A 14,668-nucleotide genomic window follows, 5' to 3' on the forward strand; every position below is an offset into this window, starting at 1 on the left:
CGAGCCCGCCCTCAGGCTGCCGCAGATGAGCAGGATCACGGGGACCAGTGTGCCAGCGAAAGTCTGGTGAGGAGGGGGCTTTCCGGCGATGGTTGGCGGTGGACGGGCCTGCCTCCGCTACGGACGAGTCCGTGACCCGGGGGCCAGTCCGGCAAGCCGGTGGCAACGTCAGGAAAGGGACGCGTCGGGCGAGGCGCAATCAGGCGAAGCACCGTGAAGCAAGGCGAAAAGCAAAGGCAGGAAAGGGGCACATCGGGCGGGGCACGGTTCGGCAGAGCGGCCGTTGGGCGAGGTACCGCCCGGCGGGACACACGGGCAGCGAAGACGCCGTCACGCAAGGCGCCCGTAAGGCAGGGCAAGGTCAGGCGAAGAATCCGTCCGGCAAGGTCGTGTCCGGTGAGGACGCACGCGCCGCGTGCGGGAGGCCAGGTGAGGCGCTGTCAGGCAAAAGCACTGGCCGGTGAGGCAGGGCAGGCGCGGCGCGGTCAGGCAAAGCAGCGGCCGGTGAGGCACAGCCCGGCAAGGCACCATCAAGCAAAGCACCGGCCAGTGAGGCAGGGCAGGCGAATCGCTGCCAGGCGAGGCGCGGTTGAGCGAAGCGCCGTCACGACCAGGTGAGTGTGGCTGTTCGGCCCTGCGCACGGCCGGCCTTGGCGGCGGGGGTGCGGGAGGCCGGGTCCAGTGGGTTGGTGGCGATGGCGGCGAGGGAAGGCTCGTCCGGCTCCAGGATCGCGATCTCGGCGCCGGCGGCGCGCAGGTCGGCGAGGGATTCGGGCAGGGGCTTCTCGCTGGCGAGCGGCTCGGCCTGGCCCAACGGGAGGATCAGCAGCACGCGCGACGCGCCCGTGGCGTAGTCGGCGTTCATCGCGGAACGGACGCCGCCGTCGACGTAGCGGTGGCCTTCGATCGTGGTCGGGGGCCAGATGCCGGGGACGGCGCAGCTTGCGGCGACCGCGTCCACCAGGCTCACGCCGGACGCGTTGTCGAACACCCGCGGCTCGCCGGTTTCGGCGTCCACCGCGACGATCTTCAGGGCGCGCTCCGGCCACTCGTGTGACGGCAGGCGGCCTTCGATCACCGCGCGGCGCTCGGCCTCCGGGACCGTGTCCGCGGCGAGGGAGAATCCGCCGATCGCGCGGCGCATCTCGGTGAACGTGGTGGTCTCGCCCAGCGCGGTGGCCATCTGCGCGCCCAGGCTTTCCATGTCCAGCTCGGCCATCAGCTCGGCGCACTGCCGGTCCGGGTCCGCCTGGCGCGCGTACAGCTCGTCCAGGCTCAGACCGCTGCCCAGCTGCGCGGCCACAGTGGCGCCCGCCGACGTGCCCACGAGCAAGTCCGCACCGGAGACGTCCTGTCCCGCATCGGCCAGCCCCGCGAGCAGCCCGGTGATCCAGGCGATCCCGGCCACTCCGCCGCCGCCCAGTACCAATGCCTCGCTCATGTCCTGTCCTCTCTGCCGTCCTCGATCATCAGTGTGCCAGCCGGCACCGACAATTCGCGGCGGCGCTCACTCCGCCAGCCCGAGCAGGATCCGGTCGATCAGCTCGCGCGCCCGGTCCCCGCGCAGTGCGAGATCCATAATGGACTTCGCGGCGGAGCGGTAGTGCCGCACCCGCACGGTGCTCGAACTGTGCGCGCTCTCATTGGACAGCTCCTCGTAGACGATCGTGGGCAGGTCCGCGAAGTCGAAGATCGAGAAGGCGCCGCTGAGGCCCGGGTGGTAGTCGTTGTCGATCGGCATGATGCGCAGGTCGATGTGGTCGTACTCCAGCACCGAACGCAGGTACCGCAACTGGTCCGCCATCACCTCCGGGCCGCCGACGCGCTTGCGCAGCGCGGCTTCGCCCAGCACGACGGCGCACTCGGTGAGCTTGCCGCGCTCGAAGACGTCCCGGCGGGCGAGCCGCGCGGCCACCAGCCGCTCGACGTTCTCCACACCGGGGCTGCGCAGCACTATCCGTGCGTACGAGCTGGTTTGCAGCAGATCGTGCACCAGCAGCGGTTCCCAGGCGAACAGCGCGGTCGCCGTCTTCTCCCACTCCAGGTACGCGCCCTCGGTGCTGGTGCCGAGCCAGTTGGCTTCCTGGGCGCCGCGGGCCATTTCGACGATGCGGTGGCGCTCGTCGCCGATGATCCGGCAGTGGGCGAGCACGGCGCCGACGTCTTCGGGTTTGGGCAGCCGTACACCGCGCTCCCAGTTGGAGAGGAAGCCCGGTGCGATGCCGAGCAACCGGGCCAGTTCGCGCACGCCGAGCTTGCGCTTCTCCCTGGCAGCGCGGAGTTCCAGGCCGAGCGCTCTGGCCCGGGGTGTTGCGTAGGGTACGACCATTTGTGCAGTGTGTCAGGGGGATCTGACACTTTTCGGGTTGGACCGTTTGCAAACTGAAACGTGGCTCACTCCGAAGTGGGCCAGTCCTTCAAGGACAGTCCCGAAATTCGTTCGTAGGCCTCGACATAGCGGGCCCGGGTGGCCGAAACCACGGCGTCCGGCAGGGGCGGCGGCTGGGTGTTCGAGGAACGGTCCCAGCCGGATTCCGGGCCGGTGAGCCAATCCCGCACGTACTGCTTGTCGAAGGACGGCTGGGCGTGGCCAGGCTCGTAACCCTCGGCCGGCCAGTAGCGCGAAGAGTCCGGCGTGAGCACTTCGTCGGCGAGCACGAGCGTGCCCGAGGCGTCGAGGCCGAACTCGAACTTGGTGTCCGCCAACAGAATTCCGCGCTCGGCGGCGAACTCCGCGCCACGGCGGTAGACGGCGAGCGTGGCCTCGCGGACCTCTTCGGCGCGCGCGTGACCAAGAAGGTCCGCGACAACCTCGAAGCTGACGTTCTCGTCGTGGTCCCCCAGCGCGGCCTTCGTCGCGGGGGTGAAGATCGGCGAAGGCAGCTTCGCCGACTCCGGCAGCCCCGCGGGCAGCTCGACGCCGCAGACCGCGCCCGTACGGCGGTAGTCCGAGTAGCCGGACCCGGTCAGGTAACCGCGCGCGACGGCCTCGACCGGCAGCATGTCCAGGCGCCGCACCAGCAGCGCGCGGCCGCGGACCTCGGCGGGGATGCGCGGGTCGTCGTAGGCCACCAGGTGGTTGGGCAGCACGTCGGCCAGCTGCCCGAACCAGAACACGCTCATCGCGGTGAGCACCCGGCCCTTGTCCGGGATCGGGGTGTCCAGCACGAAGTCGTACGCGGAGATGCGGTCGGACGCGACCAGCAGCAGGTGGTCGTCGCCCACGGCGTACAACTCACGGACCTTGCCGGCGGCGATCTTCGGGTATTCGGCGAGCGTCGTCACCGCTGAACCCTAACCCGGGCGCCCCCGGAGCGAGGATGATGCAGGTCATGCCCTACCGCTGGATCTCGTTCACCACCGACTACGGCCTCCGTGACGGCTTCGTGGCGGCCTGCCACGGTGTGCTCGCGCGGCTCGCGCCGGACGTCCGGGTCATCGACGTCACCCACCTGGTACCGCCGCAGCAGGTGCGGCCGGGCGCGGCGGTGCTCGCGCAGACCGTGCCGTCGCTGCCGGAGTCGGTGCACCTGGCGGTGGTGGACCCGGGCGTCGGCACCGAGCGGCGCGGGCTGGTCGTGGTGGCCGGGGGCGGGGTGCTGGTCGGGCCGGACAACGGTTTGCTGCTTCCCGCGGCGGAGGCGCTAGGCGGCGTGAAGGCGGCGTACGCGATCGAAGCGCCGGAGCCGACGTACGCGACCTTCCACGGGCGCGACGTCTTCGCGCCTGTCGCCGCGCAGCTGGCGCTGGGCGCGGACCCGGCGTCCTTCGGTACAGCTGTCACGGATCCCGTCCGGCTGCCGGATCCGCTGGTGGCCGCGTTCCCCGGCAAGCTGGTGTCGGACGTGCTGACGGTCGACCACTTCGGCAACGTCCAGCTCGCGGCCACCCCCGCCGACCTGGAGCTGACCGGGCTGGCCGGCAGGGTCACGGTGCACAGCACCCGGCTCGCCGTGCCTGCCACGATCGGGCGCACGTTCGGCGACGTGTCGCCAGGCGCCAACCTGCTCTACACCGACTCCGCGGGACGGCTGGCGATCGCCGTGAACGGCGGTTCGGCGGCCGCGGTGCTGGACCTGGGTTCGGGCCAGGAGTGCACGATCACCGCGTCGCCCAAGGGCTCGTGAGTGGCTATGACGGTTAGAACCGGCATGAACACTCACGAGTCCTAAAGCACCTGCGAAAGGAACTGCTGCAGCCGCGGGCTCTGCGGCGCGTCGAAGATCGCGTCCGGGGTGCCCTGCTCGACGATGCGGCCCGCGTCCATGAAGGCGACCTCGTCGGCGACGTTGCGCGCGAAGCCCATCTCGTGCGTCACCACGATCAGGGTCAGGCCGCGCGAAGCCAGGCCCGCCATCAGGTTCAGCACGCCCTTGACCAGCTCCGGGTCCAACGCGCTGGTCGCCTCGTCGAAGAGCATCACCTCGGGGTCCATCGCCAGCGCCCGCGCGATGGCGACGCGCTGCTGCTGGCCGCCGGACAGCGCGGACGGCCGGTACGGTGCCTTGTCCGCGAGGCCGACCTCAGCCAGCCGCGCGCGGGCGATCTCCACGGCGTCCTCTTTGGACAGCCGGCGGACGCTGCGCAGCGGCAGCACGATGTTGTCCAGCACCGTCCGGTGGCCGAACAGGTTGAAGTGCTGGAACACCATGCCGACGCGCTGGCGCAGGGCGTCCGGGTCCGAGTGGATCACGCTCTCGCCGTCGAGCAGCAGGTCGCCGCTGGCGGGCTCCTGGAGCCGGTTGACGCAGCGGAGCAAGGTCGACTTGCCCGAGCCGGACGGCCCGATCACACACGTCGTCTTCCCGCTCTCGACCTTGAGGTCCACCCCGCGCAGCACTTCGAGCGTGCCGAAGCTGACGTGGATGTCGCGCAGCTCCACGCTGGAGGAACGCACCTGCGCCGCCGTGGTCACGGGGCCACCTTTCCGCCGGACACCAGGGCCGGCTCACCGCCGTCGTCGGGCGCGGTCTGTACCTTCCGGCCGGTCTGCAGGCGCTTGTCGATGAAGTTCACCAGGTGCGTGAGCGGCACGGTGATCACCAGGTACACGAGGCCGGCGGCGACCAGCGGCGACTGGTTGCCGGTGTTGGCCGTCAGGTCCTGGCCGATCCGGAACAGCTCGCGCTGGTCGGTCGCGAACCCGAGGAAGTACACCAGCGGGGTGTCCTTGACCACCGAGATGAACTGGTTGACCAGCGCGGGCAGCACCCGCCGGACGCCCTGCGGGATGACCACCAGCAGCATCGCCCGGCTGTAGCTCATGCCGAGCGCGCGGCTGGCCTCCAGCTGTCCCTTCTCGACGCTCTGGATGCCGGACCGGAAGATCTCGCCGATGTACGCGGCGGCGATCAGGCTCAGCGCCAGGATGCCCAGCGGGTACGGGCTGGTGCCGACGATCGGCCGCGCGAGCGTGCCGAGGCCCTGGCCGATCACCAGGATGGTCAGGATCGCGGGCAGCCCGCGGAAGATGTCCGTGTACACCCGCGCCGGCCAGCGCAGCCATCGTTTCGTGGACAGCCCCATGATGGCCAGCGGCACGGCCAGCGCGGTGCCGATCACGAACGAGGTGATGGCCAGGATCAGCGTGTTGACCAGGCCGGTCTTCAGCAGGTCGGGGAAGACCTGCCAGATGTAGTCCCAGTTGAGGAACGTGTTGAGGAACTGGTCCACTCCTCACGCACCCCCGTCCCGCGCCCGAAGCCGGCTCATGGAGTTACTGCCCTGCCTTGAAGTCCGCGGGCACCGGCGCGTTCGGCTCGAACTGCTGGTGCACCTTCTGCCAGCTGCCGTCGGCGATGGTCTTCTTGATGCCGTCGTTCAGCTTGGCCAGCAGGTCGTTGTTGCCCTTCTTCACCGCGTACCCGTGCGGGATGTTGGTGGTGATCTCCTTGGTGACCTTCAGGCCCGGGTTCTTCTTCGCGTAGTCCTCGGCCGAGGCCTGGTCGAACACCGCGCCCGCGATGCCGGACGACTTGAGCGCGCTCAGCGCCGCCGCGTCGTTCGGGAACCGGACCGCCACCGCGTTCGGGGCGTTGGCCGCGAGCCAGGTGTCGGAGACGGTGCCCTGCACCACGCCGATCCGCTTGCCCGCCAACGAGTTCTCGTCGGTGACGCCGCCGGCAGCGGTGGTCTCGATGCCGAGTGACTGGTAGTTGTACGGGTCGGAGAAGGCCACCGTCTGCTTGCGCGCGTCGGTCTGCGCGATCGCCGCGCTGCCGATGTCGAACGTCCCGCTGGCGACCTGCCCGAGCAGCGCGGAGAAGTCGACGGAGACGAACTCCAGCTTCAGGCCCTCCTTGGCCGCGATGTCCCGGAGCAGCTCGTTGTCGAAGCCGGTGAACTGGCCGTTCTCCTGGTAGGCGTTGGGCCGGGAGTCGCTCAGCGTGCCGACGCGCAGCGTGTCCCCGCCGCTGCTGCCGCCGCCGCACGCGGTGAGCGTGGCGATCAACGCGGCGGTGACGGCGGTGGCCATCGTCCTCTTCATTGTCACTCCTCAGCTTCCGAACCCGGCCGGCACCGGAGCGGTCGGCAGGAACTGCCGGTGCAGCTTAAGCCAGGTTCCGTCCTTGATCACCTGGGACAGACCGTCGTTCAGCTTCCCGAGCAGCTGGGTGTCGCCCTTCTTCACGGCGAACCCGTGCGGGACGTCGGTGGTGAAGCTCTGCACCACCACCAGCCCGGGGTTCGCGGCGACGTTCTTCTCGGCGATGCTCTGGTCGAGGATGTACGCGTCGACGGCGCCGGTCTTCAGCGCGGCGAGCGCGGACGCGTAATCCGGGAAGCGCACCGCCTGCGCGGCGGGGACCTTCGTGGTCAGCCAGTTGTCCCCGACGGTCGCCTGGATCACCGCGACCCGCTTGCCCGCCAGCGCCTGCTCACCGGTGATCGGCGTGCCCTGCTTGGCCTGGATGCTCATCGTCTCGAAGTCGTACGCCGCGGAGAAGTCCACCGTTTTCTTGCGCTCTTCGGTCTGCGCGATGGCCGAGCTGCCGATGTCGTACCGGCCGGAGGCGACCTGCCCGAGCAGGGCGGAGAAGTCGGTGGAGGCGAACTCGAGCTTCAGGTTCTCCTTGGCGGCGATGGCCCGCAGCAGCTCGTTGTCGAAGCCGGTGAACTGGCCCTTGTCGAGGTAGACGTTCGGCGGGGCGTCGCTCAGGGTGCCGACGCGCAGGGTGCTGTCGGTGTTCGAGCCGCACGCGGTGAGGGCGGCGAGCAGGGCCGCGGCGACCGCGGCGGAGAGTGCGCGGCGCATCAGAGGTTCGTCACCGGAAGGCCGGCCCCGCCCTGGGAAAGCTCCTTCGCGACCGGAGCCTCCTTGAAGAACTGGGCGTGCAGGCGCGCGACGGTCCCGTCCGCGACGGCCTTCGCGAGGCCGTCGTTCAGCTTGTTCAGCAGCTCCTTGTTCGACTTCGCGACGGCGTACGACGAAGGGGTGTCCTTGTCCAGCACCGTGTAGCCGAACTCGAGCGGCACGGCCGGGTTCTGGTCCAGGTACTTCTGGCCGATGTCCTTCGGCACCACCCAGCCGTCGAGCCCGCCGGTCCTCAGCTGGGCGAATCCGGCGTTGTAGTCCGGGAAGCGCACCACCTGCGCGCCGGCCAGCTTGCCCGCGAACTCGTCCTGCACAGAGCCCTGGACGGCGCCGATCCGCTTGCCCGCGAAGGAGCCGGGCCCGGTCAGATTGGCGCCTTTTTTCGTCACGACGGTGGTGTAGCTGGTGTCGTAACCATTTGAGAACGCCACGGTCTTCTTGCGCGCGGCGGTCGCGGAAATCGTCGAGCTGCCGATGTCGAGCTGCCCGCTCGCGACCTGGCCGAGCAGGCCGGCGAACTCGGTGCCGACGAATTCGACCTGGAATCCCTCGCGCTTGGCGATGTCCCGCAGCAGCTCGTTGTCGTAACCGGTGAAGCGGCCGTTGTCGACGTAGATGCTCGGCGGCGCGTCCGTGAGGGTGCCGACGCGCAACGTTTCGGCGCCCGAAGACGAGCCGCACGCGGTGAGCGTGACAGCGGCGGCGACCACTACGGCAAAGGTGCTGAGGAGCTTTCTCATCGCTTCTTCCTGCTGCTCATGACAAGAAGGCGCCAGGCCGCGGGGGTGCGGCCTGGCGCTTTCCGGGTTCGGCGTCCGAGGTTAGGGAATTAGCCCGATCGAGTAACTTCGTCTCAGTGCGTGGACTTCGTGCGCGGCGTCACAGGATCGGCTGCGGCGCGTAACCCGAGGCCTCCGGGAAACGCTCCAGCACGGCCTCGACGCGGCGGGCGACCTCCTCGACCTGCTGCGGGGCCACGCCGGTGAAGGAGACCCGGTCGGCGAGCAGTTTGTCGAGGTCACCGCGGTCGAGCGGGATGCGCTCGTCGGCGGCGAGGCGGTCGAGCAGGTCGTTTTCCGCGCCGCGCTCGCGCATCGCCAGCGCCACGGCCACGGCGTTCTCCTTGATCGCCTCGTGCGCCGACTCACGCCCGACGCCCTGGCGCACCGACGCCATCAGCACCTTCGTGGTGGCGAGGAACGGCAGGTAGCGATCCAGCTCACGCTCGACCACGGCGGGGAAGGCGCCGAATTCGTTCAGCACCGTGAGGAAGGTCTCCAGCAGCCCGTCGAGCGCGAAGAACGCGTCCGGCAGCGCGACGCGGCGCACGACCGAGTCGGAGACGTCGCCCTCGTTCCACTGGTCGCCGGCCAGCTCGCCGATCATCGACAGGAACCCGCGCAGCACCACGGCGAGGCCGTTCACGCGCTCGCACGAGCGGGTGTTCATCTTGTGCGGCATGGCGGACGAGCCGACCTGGCCGGGCTTGAAGCCCTCGGTGACCAGCTCGTTGCCGGCCATCAGCCGGATCGTCTTGGCCAGGCTGGACGGCGCCGCGGCGAGCTGGACCACAGTGGACAGCACGTCGAAGTCCAGCGAGCGCGGGTAGACCTGGCCGACGCTGACGAAGTGGTTCCGGAAGCCCAGGTGCGCGGCGATCCGCGACTCCAGGTCGTCCAAAGTGGACTTGTCGCCGAGCAGGTCGAGCATGTCCTGCGAGGTGCCGACCGGTCCCTTGATCCCGCGCAGCGGGTAGCGGTCGATCAGGTTGTCGAGCCGGGCGAACGCGACCAGCAGCTCGTCGGCCGCGCTGGCGAACCGCTTGCCGAGCGTGGTGGCCTGGGCGGCGACGTTGTGCGAACGGCCGGCCATCACCAGGTCGGCGTGCTCCACGGCCAGCGCGGCGAGCCGGGCCAGCACCGCGGCGACGCGCGTGCGCATCAGCTCCAGCGAACGGAGCTGCTGCAGCTGCTCGACGTTCTCCGTCAGGTCGCGCGAGGTCATGCCCTTGTGCACGTGCTCGTGGCCGGCCAGCGCGTTGAACTCCTCGATGCGTGCCTTCACGTCGTGGCGCGTGACGCGCTCGCGCGCGGCGATCGACTCGAGGTCGACCTGGTCGATCACGCGCTCGTAGTCGGCGAGCACGCCTTCGGGCACTTCGACGCCCAGCTCGGCCTGCGCGCGGAGCACGGCGAGCCACAGCTCCCGCTCCAGCACGACTTTGCGCTCGGGCGACCACAGCTGGACCAGCTCGGGCGAGGCGTAGCGGGCGGCGAGCACGTTCGGAATTCGGGGCTTGTCCGTCACAGCCCCACGATACCTGTGCAGGTCAGCATGGGCGGGGCCGGTGGGGAGCGGCTTGCTCCCCACCGGTTCGGCCTCGCGAAAGCCTCGGCACCCCGTGCACCGAGCTGGGCAGGAGCCTGGCACAGGCGCGGGTTCGGGCGCGAAGCATTTACGCGCGGCTCGCAGGTCGCGCGGGCCGTCAGGTGTCGACGCTCACAGTGCCGGTGATCGTCAGCGCCGTCGAGGCTCCGGGGGCCAGCGTGGTGAGCGGCCCGAGCACCTCCAGCTCGACGATCCGCGCCGGCGGGTCGAGGTCGCCGAGCGAGGCCAGCGGCGCGGGCAGCGGGTGCTCGAGCCAGACCTCCAACGGCGAGTCCTCGTCCGGGTACTCCGCCCCGGGGTCGATGTCGAACGAGAGCGTGAGCGAGGCCCCGCCGACGCCGCAGCTCACCCAGCCCGCGGTGTCCGGCACCCCGAGCTTGCCGACGACGTCCTGCGGCGGCACCACCAGCCGGTCACCGTCCACTGTGTACTCGGGAGTGCCGGCGCCCGCCACGAGCTCCACCACGGCGGGGTCCCGCCGGCCCGCCAGCCCGGCGGTCACGGTGCCACCGCCGGGCAGCTGCGTGACGTTCCACAATGCCCAGCGCACGGGCCGTGTCGAGACGTTCTCCGCGGTGAGCCGCAGGGTGTACGACGCGCCGGTGCCGAGGGTGAGCGCGCGCGTGAACCGCAGCCCGGTGCGCGGCTCGGCGCCGCTGGTCATCGCCAGGCCGCCTTCGGTTTCCGAGACGGTGTACTGGCCGGAGTCCAGCACCGGGTCGGGCGGGCCGGGCCACTGGCCGTCGTGGTCCCAGCCCTGCGGCGCGGGCCAGGTCTTGTCGCCGCCGTAGTTGACCCAGTCGCCCATCCGGCCGGAGTTGGGCTGTGGCGGACGGCCGTCGAGTGGCTGCAGGTCCGCGTCCAGCAGCGCGGGGTTGCGCCACAGGAGTTCGGTTCCCTTGTGGCGCAACGACAACAGTCGCCCACCCAACGCGGGAACCACGCCAAGCCGCAGCACGCCGTTGTCCAGCCAATGGACGCTCACCACTCGGCGAGGCCGCCGTCTTCGAGGCGCCAGACCGGGGAGCGCCAGGCGTGGCCGATCTCGGCGGCGCGGCGGACGGCCTCCTCGTCGACCTCGATGCCGAGGCCGGGGCCGGTCGGGCGCGCCGCGTAGCCGTCGGTGAAGCGGAACAGCGAGGAGTCGATCAGGTACCGCAGCGGCTCCAGGCCGTCGTGGTAGTGCATGCCGACGCTCTGTTCCTGGATCAGGAAGTTCGGCGTCGCGAACGCGACCTGCAGCGAGGCGGCCAGCGAGATCGGCCCCAGCGGGCAATGCGGCGCGAGGCCGGCGCCGTAGACCTCCGCGAGCGCGGCGATCCGGCGCAGCTCCGAGATGCCGCCCGCGTGCGACGGGTCCGGCTGGACCACCGCGACGCCCGCGTCGAGCGCCGGCTTGAACTCCCAGCGCGAGTAGAGCCGTTCGCCGACCGCGATGGGGACCGTCGAAGCGGCGACGACGGACGCGAGCGCGCCGCCCTGGGTCTCCGGCAGCACCGGCTCTTCGACGAACATCGGCTGGACCTCTTCGAGCATCCGCACCAGCCGCCGCGCCATGGCGGGCGAGACCCGGCCGTGGAAGTCGATGGCCAGGTCTCGCTCGGGGCCGAGCGCCTCCCGTGCCTCGCGCGCGCGGGCCAGCGCGGCGTTCGCCTCGGCCGGCGACGCGATCGCCGCGAGCGGACCCGCGACGTTCATCTTCACCGCGGTGAACCCGGCCTCCACCTGCGCGGACACCGCGTCGAAGATGCCCGAAGGACGGTCGCCGCCCACCCATGAGTACACCCGCACGCGGTCACGCACGGGCCCGCCGAGCAGCTCGTGCACTGGGGCCTCGCGGACCTTGCCCGCGATGTCCCACAGGGCGTGGTCGATGCCGGCGAGCGCGCTGGAGAGCACCGGCCCGCCGCGGTAGAAGCCGCCGCGGCGCAGCACCTGCCAGTGGTCCTCGATGCGCAGCGGATCCTGCCCGATGATCAGCTCGGACAGCTCGTGCACGGCCGCGCGCACCGTCCCGGCGCGGCCCTCGACCACGGGCTCGCCCCAGCCGGAGATGCCCTCGTCGGTGCTGACCTTGAGGAACAGCCAGCGCGGCGCGACGAGGAACGTCTCGATCCCGGTGATCTTCACTTAGCCCCCTTCGGAGTTCATGCGGAGTCCTTGGCGGCCGACCAGCCGCCGTCGACGGTCAGGTCGGCGCCCGTGACGAACGAGGCCCCCGGCGAGAGCAGGAACGCGATCGCGGCGGCCACCTCGGCCGGGTCGCCGAGCCGGCCGGCCGGGGTCGCTTTCGCGCTGCGCGCCTGGTCCTCGGGGCTGATGCGGCTCCACGCCGGGGTCAGCACCGGGCCGGGCAGCACCGCGTTCACCCGCACGTCGGGGGCGTATTCGACGGCGAGCTGCCGGGACAGCGACACCAGCGCGCCCTTGCTCGCCGCGTACGCGGGATGCCCGGGCAGGCCGAACCTCGCGTGCACCGACGACACGAGCACCACCGCCCCACGCTGCTCCCGCAACGACGGCAGGCAGGCCTTCAGCGCCAGGTACGAGCCGGTGAGATTGACGTCGATCTGGTGCTGCCACTGCTCTCGCGGCATCTCGTGCAACGGGCCGGTCGCGGGCACGTACGCGTTGCTGACCAGCGCGTCGACCTTGCCGGCCACCTCGATGACGTGCTGCCAGGTGTCGTCCGAGGTCACGTCCCCTTGGATGCTGCCGAGCCCTTCGGGCAGCGGGGCGATGTCCACACCGATGACGCGGTACCCGTCCGCGGCCAGCCGCCGGGCCGTCGCCGCCCCGATCCCGGAAGCCGCTCCGGTCACCACCGCGGTCCGCATGGACATCGCCACCCTGCCTTTCCCTCTACAACTTGCCTACGCGCACATGGTCGTCCGGCCCGCGGACGGCCAGCCAGGCGCCATCCGCGTCGGCCGCCGCACCGAGGGTGCCGACCACGCTGCCGGACGGGTACTTCGGCTGCTTGAACCAGCCGGCCCAGGTCGTGCCGTTGCGGTCGTTCTGCCACAGCGTGTAGTCACTGGCCAGCGCGAACAGCGAAACCTTGTCGCCGTTGGCAACCAGCGTCGGGCTGCTGCTCACGGTGCCGCCGATCGACGCCCAATCCGACCACGTGCCGTCGGTGCCGCGGGAACGGGCCCAGACGCTGTCGTCCGGCGTGCGGACGGCGACCACGGTGCCCGCCATCGAGGTCGCGGCGCCCGGGCGGCCGTAAATCGCCGCGCCGCCCGGCGAGCCGAGCGAGGACCAGCTGCCGTCGGTGGCCCGGGTCCAGACCTGGCCGTCGGCGCCGCGGGTGTAGAGCGTCCCGTCGGCGGTCACCGAAGGCGAGTCGGTGAGCGTGCCGCCGAGCCGATTCCAAGCGCCCCAACGCTTCCCATCGTAACTGCGCTGCCACGCTGCGTTGTCCAGACCACGGACGTACACGTCGAGGCGGCCGTCCGCGCCGGCGATCGCGGCCGGCTGGCCGAGGAACGGGCCGCCGATGACCTCGCGGCCGTCCACCTGCAGCATCCCCGCCGGGCCACGGGAGAACGTGACGGTCTTGCCGCCGGAGCGGACCACCGCCGGGCTGGCCGAGGCGCCGCCGCCGACATCGGTGCCGGGCACCAGGTCCGTGCCGTGCAGGCGCAGGAAAACGGTGCCGTGCGCGGGAACCGTGGCGGTGTACGAGCCGGTGGCGCTGCCGCGGTCGGCGCGGGCTCGCAGGTCGCGGACCGAGACGTTGCCGCTGAGGCCGGCGTCAGCGAAGTTCAACGTCACCGGCGCGGCGGCGTCCCCCCGGTTGAGCAGGACGACGGCGCGGTCACCGTCGCGCTCGAGGCGCTTGCTGTACACGTCCGTGGAGCCGCTGGACGCCACGCGCACCCCCTGGATGCCGAGCTTGTCCTGGTCCACCGCGATGATCTCGGGGTTCTTCAGCGTGTCGATCATCGACTGGGGAAGCGTGCGTGGGTCGGACCCGATGATCAGCGGGGAAGCCATCTCCGCCCACATGACGAACTGGGTGGTCGACTCCTCCTCGTTCATCTCGTACGTGCCCTGTTGCGTCTTGCGCATCGGGATCAGGTAGTCCGGGTCGTTCCAGTGGCCGGGGCCGTTCGCCTCGGGGTGCGCGGCGTTGACGTCCATGTTGCGCAGCATGTCCTTGTAGATCCCCTCATACGGGGTTCCGAAGGCGACGTCGGTGTTGGTGCGCCAGGAATCGGCGACCAGCGGACCGAAGGTGTAGCTGAACCCGGCGGTCTGACGCGGGGTGTGCGGCACGTTCCAGTCGTCGGTCACGGGGTTGCAGACGTTCAGCAGCATCGGCCGGCCCGCCTTCTGCAGGGCCTTGCTGAAGTCGGTGAACGCCTGCTGCGGGTCGAGGTTGTTCGAGATGCCGCAGAGGAAGTCGATCTTGATCGCGTCGAACTTCCAGTCGGCGAAGCGTTTGGTGTCCTGCTCGTAGTGGCCCTGGCTGCCGGCCGCGCAGTTCTTGCCGTCGGACGGGCCCGCGTCGGTGTAGATGCCGGCCCGCAGGCCGCGGTCGTGCAGGTACTGGACCAGGTTCGTCATCCCGGACGGGAACCGCGCGGGATCCGGCACCAGCTCGCCGTTCGCGTCACGCGGGACCTTCGCGTTCCAGCCGCCGTCGATCCAGACGTAGCGGTAGCCGGCCTTCGCCAGGCCGCTGGAGAGCAGGTAGTCGGCCACGGACTTGACCGAGGCCTCGGACGCGGTCGAGATGCCGAAGTAGTTGTTCCAGCCCATGTACGGGGTGTTCGCGAGGCCGGAGTCGTAGTAGGCGGGCGAGCCTTGGTCCGCGGCGGTGGACGGAGCCGGCCACGACGCCGGTGACGCGGCCGCAGCAGACTGGCCCGGCGAGGTTGGCGCCGGGGAGGCCAGCGCGGGCGACACGAGACTCGCGGTCGCGGCGAGGGCCGCGGTGGCCACGGCCAGCAGCCT

Annotated in this window: 14 protein-coding genes; 1 reads left to right on the forward strand and 13 read right to left on the reverse strand. The window is 70.7% G+C overall.

Going from position 1 to position 14,668, the window contains the following annotated elements:
* Positions 1-604 precede the first annotated feature (604 nt).
* The 3 genes from OG371_RS13870 to OG371_RS13880 form a co-directional block, all read right to left on the reverse strand.
* Complete coding sequence (locus OG371_RS13870) at positions 605-1,441, reverse strand: patatin-like phospholipase family protein (RefSeq protein ID WP_329069213.1); 837 nt, start codon at positions 1,439-1,441, stop codon at positions 605-607.
* 66 nt (positions 1,442-1,507) lie between these two features.
* Positions 1,508-2,329 (reverse strand): helix-turn-helix domain-containing protein, encoded by an 822-nt coding sequence (locus OG371_RS13875; RefSeq protein ID WP_329069215.1) that lies wholly within the window; start codon positions 2,327-2,329, stop codon positions 1,508-1,510.
* 65 nt (positions 2,330-2,394) lie between these two features.
* Positions 2,395-3,285 (reverse strand): phosphoribosylaminoimidazolesuccinocarboxamide synthase, encoded by an 891-nt coding sequence (locus OG371_RS13880; protein WP_329069217.1) that lies wholly within the window; start codon positions 3,283-3,285, stop codon positions 2,395-2,397.
* A gap of 47 nt (positions 3,286-3,332) precedes the next feature.
* Here OG371_RS13880 and OG371_RS13885 point away from each other — a divergent pair, with 47 nt between their 5' ends.
* The gene (locus OG371_RS13885) at positions 3,333-4,127 is read left to right on the forward strand and encodes an SAM hydrolase/SAM-dependent halogenase family protein (RefSeq protein WP_329069219.1); all 795 of its coding nucleotides are present in this window, start codon (positions 3,333-3,335) and stop codon (positions 4,125-4,127) included.
* Positions 4,128-4,168: 41 nt separating this feature from the next.
* On the opposite strand, the gene OG371_RS13890 is transcribed toward OG371_RS13885, so the two are convergent.
* The 10 genes from OG371_RS13890 to OG371_RS13935 all read right to left on the reverse strand — a co-directional run bounded on the left by OG371_RS13890 (position 4,169) and on the right by OG371_RS13935 (position 14,656).
* Positions 4,169-4,915 (reverse strand): amino acid ABC transporter ATP-binding protein, encoded by a 747-nt coding sequence (locus tag OG371_RS13890; RefSeq protein WP_329069221.1) that lies wholly within the window; start codon positions 4,913-4,915, stop codon positions 4,169-4,171.
* Entirely contained in the window at positions 4,912-5,673 is a 762-nt protein-coding gene (locus tag OG371_RS13895) for an amino acid ABC transporter permease (RefSeq protein WP_329069224.1), read from the reverse strand. The genes OG371_RS13890 and OG371_RS13895 overlap by 4 nt, the downstream gene beginning before the upstream one ends.
* A 43-nt stretch (positions 5,674-5,716) precedes the next feature.
* Positions 5,717-6,487 (reverse strand): ABC transporter substrate-binding protein, encoded by a 771-nt coding sequence (locus OG371_RS13900; RefSeq protein WP_329069226.1) that lies wholly within the window; start codon positions 6,485-6,487, stop codon positions 5,717-5,719.
* A gap of 9 nt (positions 6,488-6,496) precedes the next feature.
* Positions 6,497-7,255, reverse strand: coding sequence for an ABC transporter substrate-binding protein (locus OG371_RS13905; protein WP_329069228.1), 759 nt, complete (start codon positions 7,253-7,255; stop codon positions 6,497-6,499).
* Positions 7,255-8,055 (reverse strand): substrate-binding periplasmic protein, encoded by an 801-nt coding sequence (locus OG371_RS13910; protein ID WP_329069230.1) that lies wholly within the window; start codon positions 8,053-8,055, stop codon positions 7,255-7,257. Before OG371_RS13910 ends, OG371_RS13905 begins: the two co-directional genes overlap by 1 nt.
* A 139-nt stretch (positions 8,056-8,194) precedes the next feature.
* Entirely contained in the window at positions 8,195-9,622 is a 1,428-nt protein-coding gene (gene purB / locus OG371_RS13915; RefSeq protein WP_329069231.1) for an adenylosuccinate lyase, read from the reverse strand.
* A 178-nt stretch (positions 9,623-9,800) separates the two neighbouring features.
* Entirely contained in the window at positions 9,801-10,691 is an 891-nt protein-coding gene (locus OG371_RS13920; protein WP_329069233.1) for a DUF4380 domain-containing protein, read from the reverse strand.
* Positions 10,685-11,833, reverse strand: coding sequence for a galactonate dehydratase (dgoD, locus tag OG371_RS13925; RefSeq protein WP_329069235.1), 1,149 nt, complete (start codon positions 11,831-11,833; stop codon positions 10,685-10,687). Before dgoD ends, OG371_RS13920 begins: the two co-directional genes overlap by 7 nt.
* Positions 11,834-11,850: 17 nt before the next feature.
* On the reverse strand, positions 11,851-12,540 hold the full coding sequence (locus OG371_RS13930; protein ID WP_329073046.1) for an SDR family NAD(P)-dependent oxidoreductase: 690 nt from the start codon (positions 12,538-12,540) through the stop codon (positions 11,851-11,853).
* Positions 12,541-12,565: 25 nt separating this feature from the next.
* Positions 12,566-14,656, reverse strand: a complete 2,091-nt coding sequence (locus tag OG371_RS13935; protein WP_329069237.1) for a hypothetical protein — start codon at positions 14,654-14,656, stop codon at positions 12,566-12,568.
* Positions 14,657-14,668: the final 12 nt, after the last annotated feature.

Origin of the sequence: Amycolatopsis sp. NBC_01480, from assembly GCF_036227205.1 — a bacterium.
GTDB lineage: Bacteria > Actinomycetota > Actinomycetes > Mycobacteriales > Pseudonocardiaceae > Amycolatopsis.